We start from the raw sequence: 24288 nt of genomic DNA, 5'->3' as shown, positions 1-24288 counted from the left end.
TATCCTGAACCGTATGATGTAGGGATGGCCGATTAGCACTCGTTACCGTGCGTGAGAAGCGAAGTGCTCGCTCTCCTGAGGCTGTGCATTCCCTGTGGAATGCCGGTGAATCTGGGTGGTACCACGGAAGTTAACCCCTTTCGTCCCTTAAGACACGTGATTTATGTTGCGTGCGGGATGAAAGGGGTTTTTGATTTATATTGTGGCAATGACAAGGAATAGGCACAGGCTCTTAAGTCCAGAGAGCGGTGAGCAAGCTGAAATCACCGTCTTAATCCGAACGCCTTCTCACCTTCGAGCTGCGATCTTCGAATGATGATGAATAATAGCAAGCAGCATTTTTACTTTATTATCATCACTAGGGATCGCCGATTCGTACTCGTTACCGTACTGCAATCATGCAAAGGATGGATTTAGATAGCATGAATTGCACAAAGACCGTTATTTAGTGAATAACGGTGAATCAGGGTGGTACCGTGAAAGCAACCTCTTTCGCCCCTGTGACAGGACCTGTTTTGCCTGTCACAGAGCGAAAGAGGTTTTTTCTATATACAAAACTAATTAAAGGTGGGAAAGACAGTGCGAAAAATTTATGTATTCGACACAACATTGCGTGATGGTGAGCAATCACCGGGAGTTAGCTTGACGACAAATGAGAAGGTGGAGATTGCGCTCCAACTGGAACGGCTCGGAGTAGATCGGATCGAGGCAGGGTTTGCAGCAACTTCGCCAGGTGAGATTGAAAGTATTCGTGAAGTGGCAAAACAAGTAAAGAATGCGACATTGCTCAGTCTTGCCCGCTGTCATGTGAAGGATATAGATGCCGCTTATGAAGCGCTAAAAGATGCAGAAAATGCATGTCTGCACCTCGTGCTGGCAACGTCACCGATTCATCGGGAATATAAGCTGCGGATGGATCGTGCGAAAGTGCTGGAGACTGCTGAAGCTGCAATTCGTTATGGTCGGAAGTTTTTTGACCGGATCGAATTTTCAGCAGAGGATGCTAGCCGTACTGAGCTTGATTTTATTTGTGAAGTAACCAGAGTGGCAATAGAGGCAGGCGCTTCAGTTGTCAATTTGCCGGATACTGTTGGTTTTGCTACACCAGATCAATTCGGTGCTATGTTTAGAACAGTCAAAGAGAAAGTACCTGGTATTGAGAAAATACAGCTCAGCACGCATTGTCACGATGATCTGGGAATGGCTACCGCCAATACACTTGCTGCCATTGCTAACGGAGTCGATCAATTCGAAGCAACGATTAACGGGATTGGGGAACGAGCTGGGAACACCTGTCTCGAGGAGGTAGCACTTGCACTGGAAACAAGAAGTGATTTTTACGGAGCCAAAACGTCCTTGAACCTGAGTGAAATCTATCGTACAAGTCGCATGGTGAGTAAGTACACCGGAATGAGCGTTCCAGGCAATAAAGCGATTGTGGGAGCGAATGCTTTTGCCCATGAATCAGGAATTCATCAAGACGGCATGCTCAAAAATCGCAGCACTTACGAAATCATCACTCCAGAAACTATCGGTGCAAGCTCCAGCAGACTGGTGCTTGGGAAGCACTCAGGACGCCATGCCTTCAAGGAAAAGCTGATCGATCTCGGCTATAATCTGAACGAAGAAGGGATCAATATCGCCTTTGCAAAATTTAAAGCTCTTGCCGATCGGAAGAAAAATATTCTGTCTGAAGACATTAGAGCATTGATGGATGATAGTACAATGGAGGGACCGCGTCCTTTTGTTATGGATAGTATCCAAGTATCTTACGGCAACCGTTCTATGCCAACAGCCGCTATTCGCATCATTAAGCAAGATGGAACTGTTGTAGATGAAGCTGCGGTAGGCAACGGATCAGTTGATGCAGTGTATCAAGCGATTGCAAAAGCTACTGGTGTCAACGTTGAGCTTGACGATTATTCCATTCATTCAGTAACGCATGGTACTGACGCTCAAGGCGAGGTCCACGTCGTAATTAGACAGGGGGAACATACGGCATCAGGACGAGGCGTAAGCACAGATATTGTTGAAGCCAGCGCCAAAGCTTATTTGGAAGCTATTAACCGACTGGTTAACCACCAAGAGAGAGAACGCGAGGGTAATATCGTTATTCAATAAAGGAAAAAATGTTTTCAAATGAACAAGAATATATTATAATTAAGCATTATGACTGAACGGAGGTGAAAAAGATGACTCAATCTACTACGAAGACATGTGCGACAATGGATATTTTTATGTATATTGCACGTGTCATTACATTTGATTTTGCGGCTAACGGGATAAGTCTGTCCATTTCCAGAGCAAATCAAATAATAACACGTAGCTGATTGACCATTCTTTTTCACATAACGAGACAACTCGAAATGACGAAGACTGCTTGTTAATCAAGCAGTCTTTTTTGTGCTTGAATGGCTTTTGGTGCGTTACATGGAGGAATTATGTATGCAAATTAAAGCTGAAAATATTCAAAAAATTATCGGTGGAAATATATTGTTTGAAAAATTTGAAATCGAAGTTGAAGAAGGAGAGCATGTTGCCATTGTAGGACGTAACGGATGCGGGAAAACAACGCTTCTACACATGCTCGCCGGGATGGAAGATCCGGATCAAGGAAGGATCATTAAAAAGAAGGAGTCTACGATCGGTTATCTGCATCAAATTCCACATTATCCTGGGATGAGTGTGGAGGCCGTGCTGCTGGAAGCCTATTCGGGTCTTCTAGAAATTAAAGAACGGATGTCTGAGCTGGAGAAAATGATGTCTACAGCAGTCAATGATACAGAACAGACGTTAAAAGTATACGGTGAGCTGCAGGAGACATTTTTTCAGCAGGGCGGATATGAGATGGATTCACAAATAGCGAATGTCTCAACCGGGCTTGGAATTCAATCTCTAATCGACCAGCCATTTACTTCTCTTAGCGGCGGAGAGCAAACGAAGGTGATGTTAGGCCAAATTCTTTTGAAGAATCCCACCATTTTGTTGCTGGATGAACCGACCAATCATTTGGATATGAATGCTATAGAGTGGCTGGAAGGTTATCTTGGAGACTTCTCCGGCACTGTCATTGCAGTTTCTCACGACCGCCAATTTCTTAATAATATCGCTATGAAAGTTATTGAAATTGAGGACGGAGAAGCGTGTACTTATGTAGGAAATTACGATGCTTACGTACAAGAGAAAGAAGCCAAAATGATGCGTGAGTTCGCAGAATATAAGGAACAGCAAAAGAAAATTAAAAAGATGAAAGAAACGATAAAGCGACTTAAGCAACGGGCTAACGAGTCTAATCCGCCTAACGCTTCCCTGCATCGTCGGGCAAAAAGCATGGAAAAAGCATTAGCAAAAATCGAACTAGTCAAAAAGCCGATCACGCCTAAGAAATTGAATTTGAATTTAGAGACGTCAGAGAGAAGCGGCAAGGAAGTGATCATCTTTGAAGAGACGGGAAAATCCTACGAAAAGCCCTTGTTTAAGGATGTTAACTTCTCGGTGTACTGGCAGGACAAATTGGCGATTGTTGGTGAGAACGGAACCGGCAAGTCAACCTTGCTGAAAATTATTTTAGGCGAGACGAAACCTGATTTTGGCTCATGTAAAATTGGTAGTAACGTAAAAATGGGCTATCTTTCACAAAAGTTTGTCTACGACAATGATGAGGCGCGATTAATCGATGTTTTCAGAGATTCAGTTGCTGTTGCTGAAGGGGAAGCGCGACATATATTAGCTCAGTTTCTTTTTTACGGATACGATGTATTCAAAAAGGTTAAAAGTCTAAGTGGCGGAGAAAAAATGCGTCTGCGTTTAGCCCAGCTTATGTATGAAGAGGTTAATCTGCTTATTCTGGATGAGCCGACGAACCATCTGGATATTGAATCGCGGGAGGTATTGGAAGATACTTTGCGAGCATTTGACGGAACCATTATTGCAGTATCGCATGATCGGTATTTCCTGCAACAGATTTTTACGAAAATAGCATGGATCGAGCAGCAGCAAGTGGCCATTTATGAAGGAGATTATGATTGGGTAGCTACAAAGAGAATACAGCTAGTTAATGAGCCGCGGCCGATCGTACAGAACAAAAAACAAGTGTCACCACAGGAACCACGTACGAAAGAAAAAGTGAAAATACGTAATTTTGAACAAGAGATCGCGCTGCTTGAGCGAGAAATCGAATCCATTCAATCTCAAAATGCTGACGAGACAGATTGGACAAAATACGAGGTTCAATTGCAGCAACAGCATGAGCTTCAAAAAGCGCTGGATCAATGCTATGAAGACTGGATTCAATATCAGGATGATCAGAAAGAAATACAATGAACGAACTAAAGGGAACCTCCAATAAGGAAGTTCCCTTTGTTATTGATTACATTGTTGATTACAGATCCAGTTCAGCAATAGCTGCCTTCAGCTTGTTAGCTGAGCTTTGGAATTGCTGAAGCTCTTGATCACTAAGCTCCAAATCAAGCACCTGACGAACACCAGAGCGGTCTACGATACTTGGAACTCCAAGATACACGTCCGAAACACCATTATAATCGGTGAGCAGTGTAGATACGTTCAGAACCGAGCCTTCGTCCAGAAGGATGGAGGTGATGATCCGATCAAGCGCCAAACCGATAGCATATGATGTAGAGCCCTTAGCATTAATGATCTCGTAAGCAGCATTTTTCGTATTATTAAAAATATCTACTTTTTCTTCTTCAGAAATTTCAAGTCCGATACCTGCTACGTTAGCTAAACTCCAAAGCGGCAGCTCAGAATCACCATGCTCACCAACAATATGTGCATGAATACTGCGTGGGTTGATGCCTTTGCTTTGTCCGATCAGATAACGGAATCTGGCACTGTCAAGCAATGTACCTGAACCGATCACTCGATTGGAAGGGAACCCACTTTGCTTCAAGGACACATAAGATAAAATATCAACCGGGTTTGTTGCGACAAGGATAATACCCTGAGTATTGTATTTCACAATATTTTTGATAATCGTATCAAAAATGGAAGCATTACGTTTCAGCAAGTCAATTCTTGTTTCACCAGGACGCTGGGATGCACCTGCAGCAATTACGATGATATCAGCTCCGGCACAGTCACTGTAATCACCGGCCCACAGCTTTACACCACCTGTAAAAGGCAAGCCGTGGTTCATATCCAAAGCTTCACCTAGAGCTTTTTCTTTATTTGCATCAATTAATACGATTTCCGATGCCCGTTCCCGAAGAAATAGAGTATAGGCAGTAGTAGCGCCAACTGCCCCTGTCCCAATAATGACTACTCTACTGGAACGCAATTGAATGTCCATGGATCCATCTCCTTAATTTCATTTAATTAATGTGTTTACTTTTGCTTTCCTTCATTTTACATGAAACACCCAAAATTTAAAATAAAACATTAGTATTTGAAAAAAAGATCTTCAATAATCGACATAAACATAATTATGTTAACTTACTAAAAATGTTAATATATGAGGACTTTGTAACCATCTATGTAACCATTCTGTAAGGACGATACTCTATTAATATATTATGCTATATAATACAAGTACAGAGATAGAGAGGCAGTGGTGATACAAAATGTCATACAAAAAGAAAATGAAATTCATGATTTCTACAGCGATTATATTATCAGCCATTTCCTTGGTATTTTCTATAGCGGCAGCAGGTTCGGTGCTCTATAGTCAGAATAAAGGCTCATCGAGTGGGGATATCATTTCACAAAAGCTATCTAGTACAGATACTGCAAATGATCCCGATGTTACGAAAGTACAACAAGCCACATCGCCTAAAGATACTTCAAGTGAAGACGGCAACATAACAACTGAAGTTGAACAACAACAGACTGAGACCAAGCAGCAGCCAGTGACTAAGCCAGTCAGCCCTAAAGCGAAAAAAATAGTGTATTTAACATTTGATGACGGTCCTAGTAAGTATACAAATCAAATCGTCAGCATTCTTGAGCAAAAAGGAATTCATGCAACTTTTTTTGTTATCGGTAATCAATTAAAGGGAAATGAACAAAAACTAAAGGATGCTCATGATGCTGGAAACTATATTGGGCTACATAGTATGACGCATAGTAAAAAGATATTATATAATAGTGGTAGTTCTGCTAGGTTCATCAAAGAGTTTCAGAAGGAGCAGCAATTAGTTAATAACATTCTTGGCTATGAACCTGCACTGATCCGTGCTCCATATGGCAGCAAACCAGAAATAAAAGGCAAGTTTCTTGATGATATTGCTGATGCAGGATTTAAAATGTGGGATTGGACCGTAGATTCCAAGGACTGGTATTATACAGGGAAGCCTGACCGAATTTTGCAAGAGGTTAAACGACAGGTTGATCAAGACACTGAAGTTATTTTGATGCATGAGAAATCTCAAACAGTAGAAGTTTTACCTAAAATCATAGATTATTTACACAATAAAGGTTATGCATTTGCTGTCTACAAACCGAATCAGCATATTTCGGTTAACTTTGCTAAGGATGAGCGGTTGTAATCGTTTATATTTCATATGATATAATTAGTAGGACAACTAGAATTTGAAAGCGAGGTTGAATTTCTTGAAATGGTGGTGCAAACTAACCGGATGCGTAGCGCTGGCTTGTATTTTGTTAACAGCCTGTACCTCTCAACAGCCTTCGGCCATGACACCGGTTCAAGAAGAAGCCAGCGTTACAGAAGAAGGTCAGACTTTAACAGTCGTTAACCCTGAGTCTATCAACAATACAGCTGTAGACACTAAAGTTGAAGAAGGCAAGAAATATCAGATACAAACCAGGCTTACTGATTTTAAATTGTTAAGCGAAACTACAGGATTGGCTTGGGGAGCAACTCGTAACGAGCTTCGGCTTTACCTGACCCAGGATCGAGGAAAAACATGGACCAATATTTCACCTGCGTCTTCTGTACAATTCCCGAACAGCCTTGAATTTGGCAAGGACTTGTTCTTTATTGATCCTATAAACGGTTGGATCGTACGTAATTCTCTAGGTTCTGGAGAGGCCATCGTGCTTCGTACGATTGACGGCGGTTTGACCTGGAAAATGTCATCCCTGCCTGAGGCAAGTTCTGTATCAGCCATCTATTTTATTGATCAACAATATGGTTGGATTCTCACAGAAAATAGTGATGGAGTCAAAACATTATATCGGACCGTTAATGGTGGCGCTTCGTGGAATAAAGTGATGAGCTCACCGCTGATTCATGAAAACACTGAAAATGAGCTGGTACTTCCAAGAGCTGGGCATGCTGTTGCTATGACATTTACAAACAAGAGCAACGGATATGTTACGACGCTTGATCAGGGACAGCCCAAGCTGTTCATGACAAACAGCGGCGGGGCACAATGGAAGGAGAATAAACAATTCTTCAACCCTAGCAAGTACACAAAATGCAAGAGCTTTGTAGTAGGCACACCTACTTTTTTTTCTGATAACACTAAGTCAGGATACGTACCCGTTGGCTGCAGCAAAGAGGATACAATGAAGTTTAATGGATACTTTACATCAGATTCAGGAGCCTCTTGGACATTAGCGCCATTTGGATTGCCATGGCAGAGTGTGAAGAGTGAGGATCATGAGCTGCAAGCTCCTTATTTTTTAAACGAACAAACAGGGTGGAGTATTCAAGGTACAACCGTTCTTCACACGATGAATCAAGGGAAAGACTGGGTTGCGCTTCCTGAGAGCGAGAAACTAACAGAAGTACTGCTTGAATATAGGGAAATAGTCAAAATGCAATTCTATTCCGAAAGCGTAGGCTGGCTTCTTGTTTCCAAAAGCGATCATAAGCGATCATTGTTGCTGCAAACACAAGATGGAGGAATTAGTTGGCGTGTTCTTTAAGAACACGTCAATTTTTATAATTAAAATTGTGATGTTCATCAATTTGTGAAATTTATCACATTTACATTTTGATACTATGTGATATATTTAACTTGTAAGAAAGATCACAAACCAAACAAAAATAAAGGAGCTGAGAAGCTCCAAAAAAACTTAGGAGTGATTCAATATGAAAACAGCAAACCAAGAAACAGTAACCCGCAATTACCTTCAATTCTGCTACACATGTGAAGACGCTCATTTATGTACAACAGAAGAAGCTTGCCAAGCATGTTGGGCTGATAAGAACCTTCTGGACAATGAAATGGATGGAGCAGAAGAAACTCGTCAACTCCTTCTCACTTACTATGCTTAGTACATCAACAACATCATCAGACCATTCTAGATAACCTTCGGTTCTTGTCCAGGAGCCGGAGGTTATTTATTTTTTTCACATAGAAGGACAAGGTGGCATATTTTACACTTCTAATGAATAACAAGTTTCCGATTGGACGGCATATAAATTAGTGAAGGAGGGGAGAAGGATGCAATCATGGATGGAAATGCTTGGAGTGATGAATACTGCTTTTCCGATCTTCTTTGTCATTATTTTAGGCATTATCATTGCGTCTGTTGGAAGCAGCTTAAGACGTTACTATGTTAACAGTAGGCAACCTGTCCTAATCGTTCATTCGACCATCGTTAGTAAACGAACCGATGTCTCCCATAGGCATGATGCTGAGTTGACTGTAAATCGCTCGGACACTCGCTATTACGTGACGTTTGAAGTGGAGAGCGGAGAGCGCTTGGAGTTTCTGTTAACGGGTCCTGAATATGGCCAATGTTCTGAAGGTGATGAGGGCAATTTAAAGTTTCAAGGGACTCGATATTTTGGTTTTGAACGTTTAAGTAAAATATATCATGCCGGTTTGCAGCAACATCGTCAATATTAGATGAGCCTGTTAGACAAAATCTCTCATATCACAAAGAGCTGTCCCGAAAGTAGAGATAGTGTCAAAACTAGAAATAGCGGTGCAAGGAAGCTGATCCCTGCACCGCTTGATCCTGCCACAAATTCTATGACCGTATCTCATGTGTAATCGTGTCATGATGCGGAATTCCTGAAATTCCTGCAAATATACAGGCTTTGTTTATGTAAAGTCTCTAAATGCCCTAAATTGTTGCAAATGTGCAGGCTTTCTCTAAGGATTCTCTTCAAACTAGTCTATTCTGAAACATATTCCTGCATTTTTGCAGGCTTTTGTTCATTCTTTCATGGCTACTTTAAACAAACTGTATTTTTGCATCCTTTTCCTGATATCTTGCCTTTACACTGCTAAACAAGAAGTGTCCCTCAAAGTTATCTTAGATAACTTTTGGGACAGCCTCTTTGTTTGTCTTGAAAATTCACCTTTGCTCAAATCAAACAGCAATTAATGAATAAGTGCTTTAGTTCTTGCTTTCTCTTTGAGCAGCATTTGCGCGACGGCACGACCGCTGGAAAATGCGCGTTCAGCGAGCTCGCCTTTTCCTGTGCATCCGTCTCCGCAGAAGAGGAATGGTACATCTTGAACGCGATTAGGCAACAATTTGTTGGAATGAATATTTTTTACGCTGGATACCATCGCTTTCTTGGATACTCGCTTAACCGCTGTATGTTCACGCCAGTCGGGATAATAAGTATCAAAAAGCACTTCCATTTGCTGTGTCTTGTTGTCCAGATACTGCTTTCTTAATTCTTCATCGGCAAAATCATCATTAAGATAAGCAATCCCTTGCAGTAGCTGGCCACCTTCTGGTACAACCGTATGATCCGTGGCCGATACATCGCTGATAAACAGCTTGTTGTCCATATCACTAATGTAATGGAATGGGCGGGCTACTACTTTGGAAAAACCGATATCATAGACGAGAACTTCGGTAGAAGTATTGTTCTTATAAGGTTCCATGTTGCTGCTCCAAGGCGTTGACTCCAGTAATTTTGCTACCTGCTGCACAGGCATAGCAAAGATAACTTCATCAAATTCGAGAGCTTCGCGTGTCTTAGTATTAAGAATAAATTTCCCGTTCACTTTCGTAATGGACTCTACCGGTTCCTTTACCGCAATATTCCAATGCTCATTACAATCAATTTTCTCAACCAGCTGATTCGTAATCGTTGCCCAACTGCCAAGAATATAATTGACAGGCTTCTGAGAAAGGAAAAGGTTGTGGTAATACTCCGCAATGGCCTCTCCAGTAACTTTTCTTGCATCCTCAGGTGTAATAAAAAAATTCGAGCTCACAAGATGCTCCCAAAGCTCTTTAACATCAGATGAGGCGTGCGAACGGTTCAGATAATCTCCCAAGGTTGGATAATGCTTCAATTGATGAATATTTGCGATCACTGCAGCAATTTCCGCCACAAACCTAACTTTTTCCATCGCAGTAAGCACGTCGGTTTTCATAATATTCACAAAATCGAGTGGGGCAGGGGTTAGAGATCCATGCTTGGCATACATAACCTTGCGTTTATCCACTTGCTTGCTCTGGAACTTAAGTCCCAATTCCTGCTCCATAAATTGAAGGGTATGGCGATCAATCCCGTATACGGCATGAGCTCCATAGTTCAACGTAAATCCGGATTTTTCATACGTAAATGCCCGACCACCAAGCTGTGGGCTGCGTTCGAACACTATTCCTTCAGTATCAGGGCTGTCTGACAAATAAGCAGCGGCAGTTAACCCGGCAAGGCCACCGCCAATAATCGCGATTTTCATGTGAGAACCTCCTAAAAGGCTTTATGAATCGAGAACCTGATGAAAGATGTGAATCTAAAAAGAAATAATAATTGGAAAAATTTTATTTACTCTCAGTATATGCTATTCATGTAAGCGCGTCCATAGAAAAAAGTCACCAAAAGTTCAAAATTGCAATCGTTTACATCGCTTGTTATTTTTGATTCTTATCATAAATCAGATAAATTTCAATAGGTTTCTGTCTCATTTGCACCAAGATAGGCACTTGCACATATGATGTACCGTTCAGCAAGAAGGAAAGGGGGAAGACGTGACGTGGCAGTAATTAAAACGAACTCATCAGACGTAAGTTTGCTTGCTCGATTGATGCGCGCAGAAGCTGAAGGCGAAGGTGAGCAGGGAATGATGATGGTTGGCAACGTAGGTGTGAACAGAATTCTCGGCAATTGCCTTGATTTCAAGAACATAAGGAATATGAATGATATGGTATTTCAATCTCCAGGTGGCTTTGAAGCAACTCAAAAGGGATATTTTTATCAAAGAGCACGTGATCGGGATATCCGACTCGCGCAGCGAGTTATTAATGGAGAGAGAACATGGCCAGCATCGAATGCTCTCTGGTTTTTCAGACCGGCAGGAGATTGCCCTGATACATGGTACAACCAGCAAAATACCGGTCGTTTCAGAGCTCACTGTTTCTTTGCCCCAAGCGGAGAAGATTGTCCAAGTGTGTATTAATATCTAAGGAGGAATTTCATATGTTTAATCAGCCTTATCGTCCAGTAACATATAAAATCGGCAACAGCAATCCAGGGTCTTGGGGTACTGTTGGTTACCAGCAACAGCAAATGCCACAGCAGCAAACACCGCCTCAGGTTCCAAGCGGCAGCCCAATGACAACTACTGGAACTGTGGTTCCTACACAAATCCCTACGTTTGAGCAATCTTATATTGAGAACATTTTACGTTTAAATCTTGGCAAAGTCGGTACGTTTTACATGACATACGAGAACAACTCCGAATGGAATGCCAAAATATTCAAAGGAGTACTTGAGGCAGCAGGACGCGATCACATTATTATTAGTGATCCAAATACAGGTATGCGCACCATTCTCCTGATGGTAAATTTGGATTACGCAACATTTGATCAACCGCTTGTATATCAATATCCAGGCACAATAGGCAACCCGCCAACTAGAAGAGCATAATACCTTCATAATCTAATATAGAACGGGGTTTTCCTGCACATAGGGAAACTCCGTTCTATATTTTGTTAAAGAAATTGTATGGATATAGCTTGTAATACTGTCATACACAAAGGTTTGACTGTGTAGTGTATAATAATATAATTAAACTAAATCATATTTCGGCATCAATTTACAGCCAAGCAAGGGAGATGGACCCATTGGGAAGTTGACGATATACAATCGATTTATTAATATTTATCATTTTAAACCGCGAAGGAGGTGCACCTATTCTCTGCGAACGGAGCGGGAATAGGAAAACTATTGAGTGACCCTTTACCGAGTCTTTTTTATTTAGGACTAATGTTACTGTTGGTTCTGCTTAACGGATTTTTCGTATCGGCTGAATTTTCTATTGTAAAAATCAGAAATGGCCGGATTGATACGTTAGTCGAAGAAGGGCGAAAGAGTGCCATTATAACTAAAAGCATACTAAATCATTTGGACGGTTATTTATCCGCATGCCAGCTTGGTATTACATTATGTTCACTAGGACTAGGATTTCTAGGTGAGCCAGTTATCGCTGCCATGTTGAATCCGCTATTTGAACTCGCAGGGTTTAAAGAGGCAGCTGTTCATGTTGTTTCTATAACGGTTGCTTTTATTATCATTGCTGTACTTCATATTGTTCTCGGTGAACTGGCACCGAAGACCATTGCCGTTAACAAGGCGGAAACTGTAACGTTACTAACCGCTAGACCGATGAGAGTATTCTACAAATTAATGTACCCGATTGTGTGGGTATTAAACGGTTTATCAACAGCATTGCTGCGGTTGTTTGGCATTGCACCAAGGTCAGGAAATGATTCCCTTCTTACTGAAGAAGAGATCAGAGTCATGATGAAGGAGAGCAGTGAGAGCGGTCTGATTGATAGTACTGAGATGTCGCTTATGGATAATATTTTTGAATTTGCGGATACGACCGCGAGAGAGATCATGATACCTCGTACTGAAATGATCTGCCTCTATACACAAAACTCTCTGGATGAGAACCTTGAAGTTGCACTGGATGGTACACGAACACGTTACCCGGTATGCAACAACGACAAGGACCATATTATTGGATTTATTCATATTAAAGATCTGATTCGTTCCAATACGCAGGATTATCGTAAAATTCTACGACCGATTATGGCTGTACCAGAATCCATTCAAATTAGCGATTTGATGAAACGCATGCAGCGAAGCAAGACGCAAATTGCAATTCTGATTGATGAATATGGAGGAACATCTGGTCTGGTTACACTGGAAGACATCGTGGAAGAGATCGTAGGGGAAATACAGGATGAATTTGATGAAGAGCGTCCAGGTATTGAGCAAGTCGATGAAGATACGTATTCTATCGATGGACTTATGCTCATAGAATCAGTTAACGATCGGTTTGGATTTGAGCTGGACTCTGAGGATTATGACACCATCGGGGGATGGCTTTATTCCAGAATTGAAATACTACCACCCCGAATAGGTGATACCGTAGAGCATGAAGATTATTTATACATGGTGGAAGAAATCGACAACAAGAGAATTTCCCGCGTAAAGCTGCTAAAGCAGCAATTTCTTCCTATTGAAGAAGCCGGCGCTTAACATAGAAAACAACGATGAAGACGGACATTCCGATAATGGAGTGCCCGCCTTTTTGTATGGATTCAATTTACTAATCTAATCTACAAATAAAACATGATTGAATCGTCATGATCAGGTTCGTCGGCAGCAGTAGAACTCGACGGGCTCACAACATTAATATGATCCTTTTCCTGTAACAGCTTTACCTTCATTTTATTCCAGGAGCGGTTCCGATCAGGTGCAGCAGTAATGGATGGCATGGTGTTCACCGCCCTCAAGAAGGCAAGCTGAAACAAGCTTTCATACTCATCTGGATATCCGGGATTGGGCCGGTTTATTGAGATAATCGCCACCCCATTCTTTGAACAGCATTTTTTTGATCCCTTCTCTGGTTCGGAACAGCCTTTGTCTGACAATGTTCTCACAAAGGTCTAGCTCCTCGGCAATTTCCTTGTAGCTCATCCCTAGCTTCCAGCGATATTCTACCATTGTTTTGTATTCAGGCTTCAGGGTATATAAATGGTTCATTATCGCTTCTTCCATAAGCTTGATCTCAACTATTTGCTCTACAGATGTGCTTCCATATTGAGTGGGATCTATATTCATATAAACACTGTCTGTATTGAGTTGGTTACTGTATTTTTTATTTTTTCGCAAAAAATTAATCATTGTGTTTCGCGCAACCGTTTTCAACCAAGCTCGCATGGCACTCTCATGCTCAAACCGGGGCTTCTTCTCGACAACCTTCAGAAAAGCCTCTTGAATAATGTCCTCGGTTGTCTGATGGTCTTTAACTACATAACAAATGGCCCCATACACAAGGTCATAGAACGCATAATATACTTCTTCCTGAACGCTTTCGGCAAGATTATGAAAATCAGCATCGAGCAGCCAATCCAACCGTTCCGGCATGATATTCCCCTCTCCGACGCAATGGCGGTGTCTATCTATTTTATCCATAACAATGATTCTACTATATTTTTAATATAAAAGGAATGTTTTACCATAAAATATCAAAGTAAACCTTCCTGGGACTCATTAAATAAAAAGGAAGTGACGTATTAACGACATTCCATTACAATAAGAGAAAACGGTTTCAAGTATGATGATTACTTTGTCTAGGAGTGAATAAATTAGTGTGGCTTTATATTGCAATAATTTTGCTAGTTGTCATTGCTGCGATTGCAACGCTGATTATTGGTAATTCACCGGAGAACAAATCAGGGAACCCTGATTACGACAAACGGACCAAAAAGAACTTGGTTAAATTAACGCTCATATACGGAGTTTCCATTCTTATGCTCGTTGTGCTGCTTATGAGTATTTTTTCTTTTTAATGATTTTATGAGTACACATTATAGAGTACCTGTGCAATAGACTAATTAGGTCTTTTGCCAGGTGCTCTTTTTTTAAATTTCACACCTCTTTCAAATGGAAGAAGTAATAGTTGTTTGAGAAATATATAACATAATATGTTATGTTAATAAATCAAAGGCGTTAAATTCAATAAAAATATGTTATAATACCTAACATAAGTATTGACTGAACATATTAACCACGTTTATAATCCAATTAAATGTTAGGTTATATGACAGGTGAACTAAATAAGTTCTCGATTCAAAGAGAACGCCAATACCGTCTAGGGTTCCGTTGTGTATTAACACAGGCTGGTCCGAGAGACGGATGTACCTAAAGATAGAAAACATCCTTAGGTATAACACGGAAGGATAAAAGCCTGGGAGAATCAAATCTCCCGGGCTTTGCTATTTTTCTATACACGAAGGAGGATAATGATATGAACAATGCCTGGAAGCTGAAATTAGAACCCGGTGCAAAATGGTCTGGCGTCGTAGGTCGAGGTAAAGCCATTCGATTCACCTCATTGCAGGAACATTCCAACGTTTCCTTAATGCTGTTTCACGCAAAAGATTTGTCAGAGCGATATAATATGCCGGATACATTAAAAGCTCAACACACCTCACATTTGACCAAGGGAAACGTACTCCTGAGTGATAACGGAAGGGTGCTTGCCTCCATTGTAGAGGATACCCTCGGCTGGCATGATCCGATCGGAGGCTATACGACAAGAAAGCTGACTGATGAAAAATACGGTCTCACCACATATCAAGAAGAAAGAAATGCCTGGAATCGCAGTGGAGAAGAGAATTTTATTGTTGAGTTGATCAGAAATGGTATGCAGCGGCGGGATCTCGGTCCAACCGTTAATCTTTTTTCCAAGGTTTATTGCGGTGAGGATGGGACGATGCATTTTGAGCAGGATCATGCTTCGGATGGGGATTTTATCACTTTACGCATGGAGATGGATGTGCTCGTGGTTATTTCCAATACTCCTCACCCCCTGAATCCGGAAACAACATACCCGCTTGCCAGCGTAGAATTGGAATCCGTTCCGGCAGTTCCCTCTAATCCATTGGATTACTGTGTGAATTATCGACCAGAGAATCGCAGGGCATTTGAAAATACTTGGCAATATTACGCTCTTCAAGAGCAAGCATTTTCAGGAGGTGTCAGACTATGACCAGTTTAAAACCGATTGAAAGTAAACGCTGTGTTGAAAATGCGATTTACGATGAGACCATTCTCGCAGGAAATGGATTTATGAAGGAGCTTTTACCCGGTCAAACCATACGGATTATAGATGTATGCGGCAATCAAGCTGCTGACACTTTGTTTTACGATGCCGAAGACCCCGAGGATCATTACAGCGCAATCAATACAATTACAGCACAAGGCAATGTGTACCTGACTACAGGATCAATCCTTCGCTCCGAGTCCGGGAAGGAATTGCTAGAAATCGTTGCGGACACATGCGGTCGTCACGATACGATTGGCGGATCATGCTCGGCACAAAGCAACACCGTCAGGTACTCTCACGATACGCTGCAAATGCACAATTGCCGAGATACGTTCATGTTGCAACTCTCAAATTTTGACGAGCGCTACACTAAGAGAGATTTAGCTCCGAACATAAACTTTTTTATGAACGTGCCAGTAACTCCGGAGGGCGGTCTTACATTTGCCGACGGCATTTCCTTTCCAGGTGCTTACGTGGAGCTTACATCACTCTGTAAAACAGTTATTCTCATCAGTAATTGCCCGCAGTTGAACAATCCTTGCAACGCCTACAATCCTACGCCAATTCGTGTTCTGATCTGGGATTAGTGCTATTCATTAATTGCTATCCAAACTTAACGATAAAAGGGGACTAGACGATGAAGTCGTTCACAAAAGTATTAGTAGCTAACCGCGGCGCCATCGCCGTCCGGATTATCCGCACCTTGCGGAAAATGGGCATTGCTTCTGTAGCGGTGTACACGAAGGCGGATCAAGATAGTCAGCATGTTGAAATGGCCGATGAGGCGGTATTGATCGGAGATGGGCCTGTTAAGGAGAGTTATCTGAATAGCGAGCTAATTCTAAGAATTGCGATTGAGACAGGGGTAGAAGCTATCCATCCGGGCTATGGATTTTTAAGTGAAAACGCAGAATTCGCAGCCTCCTGTCACAAATACGGAATCGTATTTATCGGTCCTACACCAGAGCAAATGGTGAAGTTCGGACTAAAGCATGAGGCTAGGGAAATCGCCATTAATGCAGGAGTGCCGCTATTGCCAGGGACTCCGCTTATCTCTAGCGTAGAAGAGGCCGTTGCTGAAGCGGAGACCATCGGATATCCGGTTATTTTGAAAAGTACAGCGGGTGGCGGCGGAATTGGCATGCGAGTGTGTAATGATGAATCATCATTGATCTCGGCTTATGAAGCCGTTCGACATCTGGCAGAAACCAATTTCAGAAATGGCGGACTGTTTCTCGAGAAATATATAGCGCGTGCCCGCCATGTCGAAGTGCAAATTTTCGGTAATCGATTTGGCGAAGTTGTGGCTCTGGGAGAGCGGGATTGCTCTGTTCAACGCCGCAACCAAAAGGTGATGGAGGAAACTCCAGCTCCATTGCTTCCATCATCGCTAAGGGAGAGTATGCATGAAGCTGCAAGACGGCTTGCTGCGGAAGCGGGCTACCGGAGCGCTGGGACTGTTGAGTTTCTATACGATCCAGAAGCGGGCCAATATTATTTCCTGGAAGTGAACACCAGACTTCAGGTGGAGCATGGCGTTACTGAAGAAGTGCTCGGTATCGATCTAGTCGAATGGATGGTTTTGGAAGCTGCTGATATGCTAATTAATCTGGATTCTAATGTATCGTCAAAGCCTGACGGGCATAGCATACAGGTTCGCATCTATGCCGAGGATTGTCACCACGACTTCCGGCCTAGCGGAGGGTCGCTTGATGCTGTAGTTTTACCTGATGGAGCTCGCGTAGAAACCTGGGTTCAAAATGGCGTTATCGTTACTCCGCTCTATGACCCTATGTTAGCTAAAATTATCGTAAAAGGAAGGGATCGTCAGGAGGCTATCGAGAAATTAGCCGCAGCTTTGGAGCAGACACGATTCTATGGAGTCACAACCAATCTCTCTTATTTGCGCTCGCTATTAAATCAGGATGAAGTTCGTGATGGATATGTCCACACTCGTCTATTGGAGAATTTCAAGCCTGCTGAAGGAGCTTTGGAGGTTCTTGACGGAGGGCTGCAAACTACCGTTCAGGATTGGCCGGGACGCGTGGGGCATTGGGATGTTGGAGTGCCTCCTTGCGGACCGATGGACCCTTTATCTTTTCGAATAGGCAACCAGATTCTCGGAAATGAAGAAGAGGCGAGCGGGTTAGAGCTAACCTTGCGAGGCGGGTCATATCGTTTCCGCGGAGATGCAACGTTCTGTATCACCGGAGCTGACATGGAGACTAAATTGGATGATGCATCGATCCCTCTATATACACCACTGTCAGCCAAGCGAGGTCAAACTCTTTCTTTTGGTGAAGCGAAAGTTGGAATGAGAACTTACCTTCTAATTTCTGGTGGTTTTGATATGCCGAAGGTGCTTGGGAGCTCATCTACCTTTACGTTAGGCGGTTTTGGGGGCCATGGGGGCAGGGCGTTGCGAAGCGGGGATGTTCTGGGGATTAATCTTGCGAAGCAAGCTCAAACACTTACCTTACATGAAAGTGCTCAACCTTCCCTTACAAAAAGCTGGACAATAGGTGTAATTCCCGGGCCGCATTGCACAAAGCAGTTTTTAGATCCGGGATACTTGCGACAGCTGACAGATACAGTTTGGGAGATTCATTTTAACAGCTCTCGAACCGGTATCAGACTTATTGGACCTGCGCCGAAATGGACGAGAGAAGATGGCGGCGAGGCCGGACTTCATCCATCTAATATTCACGATAACGCTTATGCCATCGGAACGCTTGACCTTACAGGCGACATGCCGATTCTATTAGGGCCAGATGGACCTAGCCTTGGAGGGTTCGTATGTCCCGTTACGGTAGCAAGCGCAGAATTCTGGAAGCTTGGGCAACTGCATCCTGGAGATAAATTGTCATTTCAATTGCTTACTCTGGAGGATGCTGAGAGCTTAAGACGCGATCAGGAGCTTTTCTTGAAATCGACAACAGAGTTTCATTTAAGAACGCTGCCCCAATTAACTGACAAAATTAATAAAATCGATTCGGAATATCCAATTCTAGCAGAAGCTAAACATCGCGAATTCGCAATTACGATTCGTTGTGCCGGAGATCAGTATTTATTAATTGAATACGGGGATATGGAGCTGGATCTTAAGCTTCGTTTTCAGGTTCATGCTCTAATGCAGAGTATTCAAGAGGATCAACGGTTGCCGATTATAGAAATGACACCAGGCATTCGTTCCCTGCAGGTTCATATCAACCCATCGCTAATTACGGTAAAAGAAGCGGCTAGATACATCCTGTCGCTGGATAAGGCGCTGCCACCGTTAGCGTCTATTAGCGTTCCGTCTCGCATTGTCCATCTCCCGTTATCATGGGATGACCCTGCTACGCAATTGGCGATAGAGCGATATCAGAATAATGTACGTCCAGACGCTCCGTGGTGCCCTAGCAATCTTGAGTTTATTCGACGGATAAACGGTCTTGATTCGATTGAGGATGTCAAAGAGATTGTCTACAGTGCCAATTATTTAGTTCTTGGGCTGGGCGATGTATATCTTGGCGCTCCAGTAGCTACACCGCTTGATCCAAGACACCGTCTAGTTACAACCAAATATAACCCGGCACGGACATGGACTCCGGAAAATGCGGTTGGTATAGGTGGAGCATACATGTGTGTATACGGGATGGAAGGTCCCGGAGGTTATCAGTTTGTTGGCCGAACGATCCAGATGTGGAATCGACTGCGCAGTACGCAGAGCTTCAAGGAAGGCAAGCCTTGGCTGCTTAGATTTTTTGATCAAATTGTATTTTATCCTGTCACAGCTAATGAACTCCTTGTGCTAAGAGAGGATTTCCTGCGCGGCAGATATGAAGCGCAAATTACGGAGACAACATTTGATTTAGGTCAATATTTAAGCTTTCTTGATGAAATTGAAGAATCTGTGGAGCAGTTTCGCGCCAAGCAGCAAAGTTCATTCCGGGAAGAAAGAGATCACTGGAAGGCACTTGGGCTCGCTGAATATGTATCCGACACAGGTCACGACAAATCTGCTCCGGAAGAGGAGCTTCCTCAGGGCGTTACAGGTGTCCGCAGCTCTATGCCGGGAAGTGTATGGAAAATACTCGTCGAGCCGGGTGATGAAGTGAAAAAAGGGGACACTCTGCTTATTGAGGAGAGTATGAAGATGGAATTTAATCAAATATCACCTTGTGACGGTATCATATCATCGATCTACGTTAGTCCAGGGGAAGAGGTTCACGCTGGTCAGTTAGTTATCGGGCTCAAGGCGTTTGCTTCAGCTGAAATATAGAAGGGGGATTCGATATGAACGTTCCATTCGCTCTAACGATTAAAGATCTAAGGGGGAAATATGTCAGCGGTGAACTTCATCCCAAGGAAGTGGTTCAAGAAATTATTAGTCGCGCTTCGATTGACCAGCATTACAACATCTGGATTACGCCACCGTCTATGGAGCGAATTCAGAAGTTTCTCGATGCACTGGAGGACAAAAATTTCAAAGACCATCCACTTTGGGGGATTCCCTTTGCGGTTAAGGACAATATTGATGTTGGAGGCTGGCCTACCACAGCAGCCTGTCCAGATTATCAATATGTCCCGTCCGAGCACGCCTCGGTGGTTAAGAGGTTAATTGACGCCGGAGCGATCCCGGTTGGCAAATGCAATCTGGATCAGTTCGCGACCGGGCTGGTCGGTACGCGCAGTCCCTATGGCGAGACGCGCAACTCCCTGCGCGGCGAGCTGATCAGCGGCGGCTCCAGCTCCGGCTCAGCCGTAGCTGTTGCCCGCGGCCAAGCGGCGTTTGCGCTTGGCACTGATACGGCCGGCTCGGGCCGAGTGCCGGCCGCCTTGAACCGCCTGGTCGGCCTCAAGCCCAGCTTGGGCGCTTGGCCGACCCGCGGCGTAGTGCCGGCTTGCGCCAGCCTGGACTGTGTGACCGTATTCGGTCACACAGCGGCTGATGCGCTTGCCGTTGACGCTGCCGTGCGCGGCATGGACTCGCAGGACCCTTGGTCCCGCAACGTCCCGCCGCCCTCGCCGGCACTTCCCGCGCAGCTCTGCCTGCCGCGGGGCCCGCTGCGCTTCTTCGGCCCGTATGAAGCGGCGTACCGAAAAGCCTGGAATGCCACTGTTCAGCGGATCGAGAACATGGGCATTCCTGTAAAATATGTTGACATCGGTATTTTTACCGAAGCTGCAAAAATTTTGTATGATGGACCTTTGGTAGCGGAGAGATGGAGTGACCTTGGGACATTTGTAAACAATCATCCAGCTTCTTTATTGCCAATTACTGAGACTATTTTGCGCTCTGGGACAGCTGCGGCGTGGACTGCATCCTCACTGTTTGAAGCTTCTCATCTCTTGCAAAGATATAAGCTGGAAGCAAGAAAGTTGTTGCAGGATCATGTTCTCATTATGCCTACCTGTGGCGGTACATGGACGAGACAGCAAGTCAGTGATGAACCCCTTCACACCAACAGTCAAATGGGAATCTACACGAATCATTGCAACTTATTGGATTTATGCGCCATATCCATACCATCCGAGGATGCAGATGTTGATCTGCCTTTTGGCATTACCTTATTTGGTTTATGGAACCAAGAAGGCTTGCTGATTGGGACTGCTGACAGATTTATCGCTCCAGACGAGCCATGTATTTACCCGAATGCCGGCAATACAGTTCAAATCGCAGTATGTGGCCTTCATATGCGAGGTTATCCGCTTGAGTTGCAAATGCTAGAACATGGGGCGGTATTTATACGCGAGGCGAGAACTGCTCCGAAATACAATTTTGTAAAGCTTGCGGGTAATCCTGAGAAACCAGGGTTAATTAAAAGAAATCCTGAAGAAAGGGATGCCGATGGAGCATCCATTGAACTTGAGGTTTGGGAAATGCCTGCTGACCAATTGGGGCGTTTCTTATCCGCAATTCCTTCTCCATTATCACTCGGAAAAATTGAACTTGATGATCTTTCGGAGGTTACCGGATTTCTATGTGAAGCATATGCCGCAGATGGCGCCGAGGATATTAGCCATTTAGGCTCATGGAGAAAAGTTCTCCCTATATTTAATGAGGTTAATTAAATGTTTCAATAGAATATATGTAATGAAACCTAACATAAGTGTTGACTTTTTGTTTTTCGTCCATTTATAATGCAGATAAATGTTAGGTTAGTTAACAACAATTAAATATCGGTTCTTGAAGAATATGCATCTCTTCGGGAACAACAAAGCTGTCTAGGGTTCCGTTGATCGCATATGTCGGCAGGAGAATAAACTACTGCTATTGCTTTCAGGACAGGTCCGAGAGATCAGCGTATAGCGAAGCGCATATAAGTCAGAACTATTAGCTCATAAGCTAAGCTATATAACACGGAAGGATAAAAGCCTGGGAGATCTGTCTCCCGGGCTTTTGTTTATTATATGCCCAATCATCGTCTCTAATTTTATGAGACTGCATAAGGGCCAATAGACAGGAGTGGGGTAGATGAAAAAGATTTTAAAGGTTGCGCTGGCTTGTTCTCTCATAATGTCACTTCTCGCCTTATCAGCATGTGGCAACGAGACAAAGGGAGGGGCAAAGGACGGTTCGGATGAACCGATTACTATTGCGTTAAGTCCATGGCCAGGCTGGTATATGTGGTATCTGGTTGAAGAGAAAGGCTTGTTCGAAAAGCATGGCGTTAACGTCAAGCTGGAATTTTTCCCGGTATACAGCGATTCTCTGCAAGCTCTCTCAACAGGCAAGGTAGATGCCAACAGCCAAACATTAAGTGATTCGCTAGCTCCTGTCTCAAAAGGAATTAAACTAAAGGCAGTTCTTGTCAACGATAACTCCCATGGCGGTGATGCCATCGTCAGTAAACCTGACATTCAGTCTGTTACAGATTTAAAGGGGAAGACGGTCGTTACTGAACTGGGTACAGTGGATCACTTGCTCCTCCTGACTGCGCTGGAACAACACGGAATGAGTGAGAAAGATATTAACTATGTGAACATGACAGTAAATGATGCAGGTCCTGCATTTATTTCCGGTAAATCCGATGCCGCTGTGTTGTGGGAGCCATTCCAAACGAAAGCAGTGAAGGAAGGCAAGGGTAAAGTATTATTCTCCTCCAAAGATACTCCCGGACTCATTCCCGATTTACTCGTATTTCGCGAGGATGTTGTAAAGGATCGACCAGGCGATGTACAAAAAATCGTTGATGCCTGGTTTGAAGGACTTGAGTATTTCAAGGAACATGAGGATGAAGCTATTCAGCTGCTGGCAGCTAAAGCAGAAACCACACCGGAGGATTTCAAGCTTGGACTAGACAGCATCAAGCTGTTTACGCCAGAAGATAATATAGCAGCATTTGAAAAGGGAGGTAGCTACACTTCACTAGAATACACAGGTGCAAAAACAGCGGAATTTTTAAACAAACTGGATATGGTCGGCGACATTGATGACATCAGCATTCTGTTTGATGATCAGTTCGTAAAAAAAGCAGCAGGGAAGTGATGATGGATGGCAGGGAATATCCGGCGAAAGCCTCATAAAATTCAAATCTTTAAAGAAATCGGCACCAGAGCTTTTTCCTTGACTGCAATCATGTCTTTCGTGACACTGCTCGGAGTCTGGTCATTGCTAAGCTACACTCATGCAGTGAACTCAACATTTTTACCAGCTCCGCATGAGGTGTTAATCGAACTGTTCACTCTATTAGGCACTGGAGATTATTGGCATCATATCGGAATAAGTATATTTCGCGTCAGCTCCGGATTTCTGTTAGCTTGTCTCATTGGCATTCCACTAGGCATATTGGCAGGTACTTTTAAATACGGTGAAGCATTCATAGAACCGCCTATGGAATTTATTAGATATATGCCGGCTGTAGCATTTATTCCTCTTATTATGGTATGGGCAGGTATCGGAGAATGGGCCAAAATTCTGCTTATCTTTATCGGTTGCTTCTTTCAGCTAGTTCTAATGGTTGCCGATATTACAAGACGTGTACCTCATGATCTTCTGCACGCCTCATTCACTCTTGGAGCAGGTAGACTCAAAGCCATTGAGACTGTCTTAATTCCAGCGATTCGGCCTCAGCTCATGCATACGCTGCGACTCATTCTTGGATGGGCGTGGACATATCTCGTTGTTGCTGAGCTTGTCGCCGTTAATAGCGGTTTGGGTTATGCCATAATGAAGGCGCAGCGGTTTCTAAATACAGATCAAATTTTCGTCGGAATTATTGTGATTGGTTTGCTCGGCTTGATCAGTGATCGGATTTTTGCATTTTTAAACCGCAGGTGGTTTCCTTGGGCATAAAAAATGGATCGTTGTTAGATTGGTGAAGTAATGATCTTT

Annotated in this window: 21 protein-coding genes and 1 riboswitch; of the genes, 17 read left to right on the top strand and 4 right to left on the bottom strand. The window is 43.3% G+C overall.

The window, feature by feature from the left end; translation table 11 throughout:
- Window positions 1-579: 579 nt before the first annotated feature.
- The 3 genes from BLS49_RS04205 to abc-f all read left to right on the top strand — a co-directional run bounded on the left by BLS49_RS04205 (window position 580) and on the right by abc-f (window position 4323).
- Complete coding sequence (locus tag BLS49_RS04205) at window positions 580-2121, top strand: 2-isopropylmalate synthase (protein ID WP_091226992.1); 1542 nt, start codon at window positions 580-582, stop codon at window positions 2119-2121.
- Window positions 2122-2192: 71 nt separating this feature from the next.
- On the top strand, window positions 2193-2330 hold the full coding sequence (locus BLS49_RS24725; protein ID WP_175471304.1) for an RAxF-45 family protein: 138 nt from the start codon (window positions 2193-2195) through the stop codon (window positions 2328-2330).
- A gap of 115 nt (window positions 2331-2445) precedes the next feature.
- The gene (gene abc-f / locus BLS49_RS04200; protein ID WP_091226990.1) at window positions 2446-4323 is read left to right on the top strand and encodes a ribosomal protection-like ABC-F family protein; all 1878 of its coding nucleotides are present in this window, start codon (window positions 2446-2448) and stop codon (window positions 4321-4323) included.
- Between the two features lie 58 nt (window positions 4324-4381).
- Here the strand turns inward: abc-f and BLS49_RS04195 are convergent, their stop codons facing one another.
- On the bottom strand, window positions 4382-5308 hold the full coding sequence (locus BLS49_RS04195; protein ID WP_091226988.1) for an L-lactate dehydrogenase: 927 nt from the start codon (window positions 5306-5308) through the stop codon (window positions 4382-4384).
- Between the two features lie 271 nt (window positions 5309-5579).
- On the opposite strand from BLS49_RS04195, the gene BLS49_RS04190 reads away from it, so the two are divergent.
- The 4 genes from BLS49_RS04190 to BLS49_RS04175 all read left to right on the top strand — a co-directional run bounded on the left by BLS49_RS04190 (window position 5580) and on the right by BLS49_RS04175 (window position 8780).
- The gene (locus BLS49_RS04190; protein WP_091226986.1) at window positions 5580-6503 is read left to right on the top strand and encodes a polysaccharide deacetylase family protein; all 924 of its coding nucleotides are present in this window, start codon (window positions 5580-5582) and stop codon (window positions 6501-6503) included.
- A 64-nt stretch (window positions 6504-6567) separates the two neighbouring features.
- A complete protein-coding gene (locus BLS49_RS04185; RefSeq protein WP_091226985.1) occupies window positions 6568-7851 on the top strand; it encodes a WD40/YVTN/BNR-like repeat-containing protein in 1284 nt (427 codons plus the stop codon).
- Between the two features lie 166 nt (window positions 7852-8017).
- Window positions 8018-8203 (top strand): hypothetical protein, encoded by a 186-nt coding sequence (locus BLS49_RS04180; RefSeq protein WP_091226983.1) that lies wholly within the window; start codon window positions 8018-8020, stop codon window positions 8201-8203.
- A gap of 169 nt (window positions 8204-8372) precedes the next feature.
- Window positions 8373-8780: a DUF2500 domain-containing protein gene (locus BLS49_RS04175; protein WP_091226982.1), complete on the top strand. Its 408-nt coding sequence runs from the start codon at window positions 8373-8375 to the stop codon at window positions 8778-8780.
- 480 nt (window positions 8781-9260) lie between these two features.
- On the opposite strand, the gene BLS49_RS04170 is transcribed toward BLS49_RS04175, so the two are convergent.
- Entirely contained in the window at window positions 9261-10586 is a 1326-nt protein-coding gene (locus BLS49_RS04170) for an FAD-dependent oxidoreductase (protein WP_091226980.1), read from the bottom strand.
- A gap of 294 nt (window positions 10587-10880) precedes the next feature.
- Between BLS49_RS04170 and BLS49_RS04165 the strand changes: the two genes are divergently transcribed.
- From BLS49_RS04165 to BLS49_RS04155, 3 genes are all read left to right on the top strand, one after another.
- Window positions 10881-11303: a cell wall hydrolase gene (locus tag BLS49_RS04165; RefSeq protein ID WP_091226979.1), complete on the top strand. Its 423-nt coding sequence runs from the start codon at window positions 10881-10883 to the stop codon at window positions 11301-11303.
- Between the two features lie 20 nt (window positions 11304-11323).
- Entirely contained in the window at window positions 11324-11773 is a 450-nt protein-coding gene (gerQ, locus tag BLS49_RS04160; RefSeq protein ID WP_091226977.1) for a spore coat protein GerQ, read from the top strand.
- A gap of 339 nt (window positions 11774-12112) precedes the next feature.
- A complete protein-coding gene (locus tag BLS49_RS04155) occupies window positions 12113-13393 on the top strand; it encodes a hemolysin family protein (protein ID WP_175471303.1) in 1281 nt (426 codons plus the stop codon).
- Between the two features lie 80 nt (window positions 13394-13473).
- Here BLS49_RS04155 and BLS49_RS24720 read toward each other — a convergent pair whose 3' ends face one another.
- Together BLS49_RS24720 and BLS49_RS04150 are read right to left on the bottom strand one after the other, a co-directional pair.
- Complete coding sequence (locus BLS49_RS24720; protein WP_175471302.1) at window positions 13474-13632, bottom strand: hypothetical protein; 159 nt, start codon at window positions 13630-13632, stop codon at window positions 13474-13476.
- A gap of 46 nt (window positions 13633-13678) precedes the next feature.
- A complete protein-coding gene (locus BLS49_RS04150) occupies window positions 13679-14284 on the bottom strand; it encodes an RNA polymerase sigma factor (RefSeq protein ID WP_091226974.1) in 606 nt (201 codons plus the stop codon).
- A gap of 224 nt (window positions 14285-14508) precedes the next feature.
- Between BLS49_RS04150 and BLS49_RS04145 the strand changes: the two genes are divergently transcribed.
- From BLS49_RS04145 to BLS49_RS04115, 7 genes are all read left to right on the top strand, one after another.
- Window positions 14509-14709, top strand: a complete 201-nt coding sequence (locus BLS49_RS04145) for a hypothetical protein (protein ID WP_220482599.1) — start codon at window positions 14509-14511, stop codon at window positions 14707-14709.
- Window positions 14710-15000: 291 nt separating this feature from the next.
- A riboswitch (guanidine-I (ykkC/yxkD leader) is annotated at window positions 15001-15116 on the top strand.
- A 51-nt stretch (window positions 15117-15167) separates the two neighbouring features.
- Complete coding sequence (locus BLS49_RS04140) at window positions 15168-15911, top strand: urea amidolyase associated protein UAAP1 (RefSeq protein ID WP_091226971.1); 744 nt, start codon at window positions 15168-15170, stop codon at window positions 15909-15911.
- Window positions 15908-16555: an urea amidolyase associated protein UAAP2 gene (locus tag BLS49_RS04135; RefSeq protein ID WP_091226969.1), complete on the top strand. Its 648-nt coding sequence runs from the start codon at window positions 15908-15910 to the stop codon at window positions 16553-16555. Before BLS49_RS04140 ends, BLS49_RS04135 begins: the two co-directional genes overlap by 4 nt.
- 50 nt (window positions 16556-16605) lie before the next feature.
- Window positions 16606-20232: an urea carboxylase gene (gene uca / locus BLS49_RS04130; RefSeq protein ID WP_091226967.1), complete on the top strand. Its 3627-nt coding sequence runs from the start codon at window positions 16606-16608 to the stop codon at window positions 20230-20232.
- Between the two features lie 14 nt (window positions 20233-20246).
- Window positions 20247-22025, top strand: a complete 1779-nt coding sequence (atzF, locus tag BLS49_RS04125) for an allophanate hydrolase (RefSeq protein WP_091226965.1) — start codon at window positions 20247-20249, stop codon at window positions 22023-22025.
- Between the two features lie 403 nt (window positions 22026-22428).
- Window positions 22429-23442, top strand: a complete 1014-nt coding sequence (locus BLS49_RS04120; RefSeq protein ID WP_091226964.1) for an ABC transporter substrate-binding protein — start codon at window positions 22429-22431, stop codon at window positions 23440-23442.
- 6 nt (window positions 23443-23448) lie between these two features.
- Window positions 23449-24249, top strand: coding sequence for an ABC transporter permease (locus tag BLS49_RS04115; RefSeq protein ID WP_091226962.1), 801 nt, complete (start codon window positions 23449-23451; stop codon window positions 24247-24249).
- Window positions 24250-24288 lie beyond the last annotated feature (39 nt).

The organism is Fontibacillus panacisegetis, assembly GCF_900102215.1.
In the GTDB taxonomy this organism is placed as follows: domain Bacteria; phylum Bacillota; class Bacilli; order Paenibacillales; family Paenibacillaceae; genus Fontibacillus; species Fontibacillus panacisegetis.
Note: the sequence above shows the minus strand (reverse complement) of the source record. Positions and strands in the feature narration are given on the sequence as shown.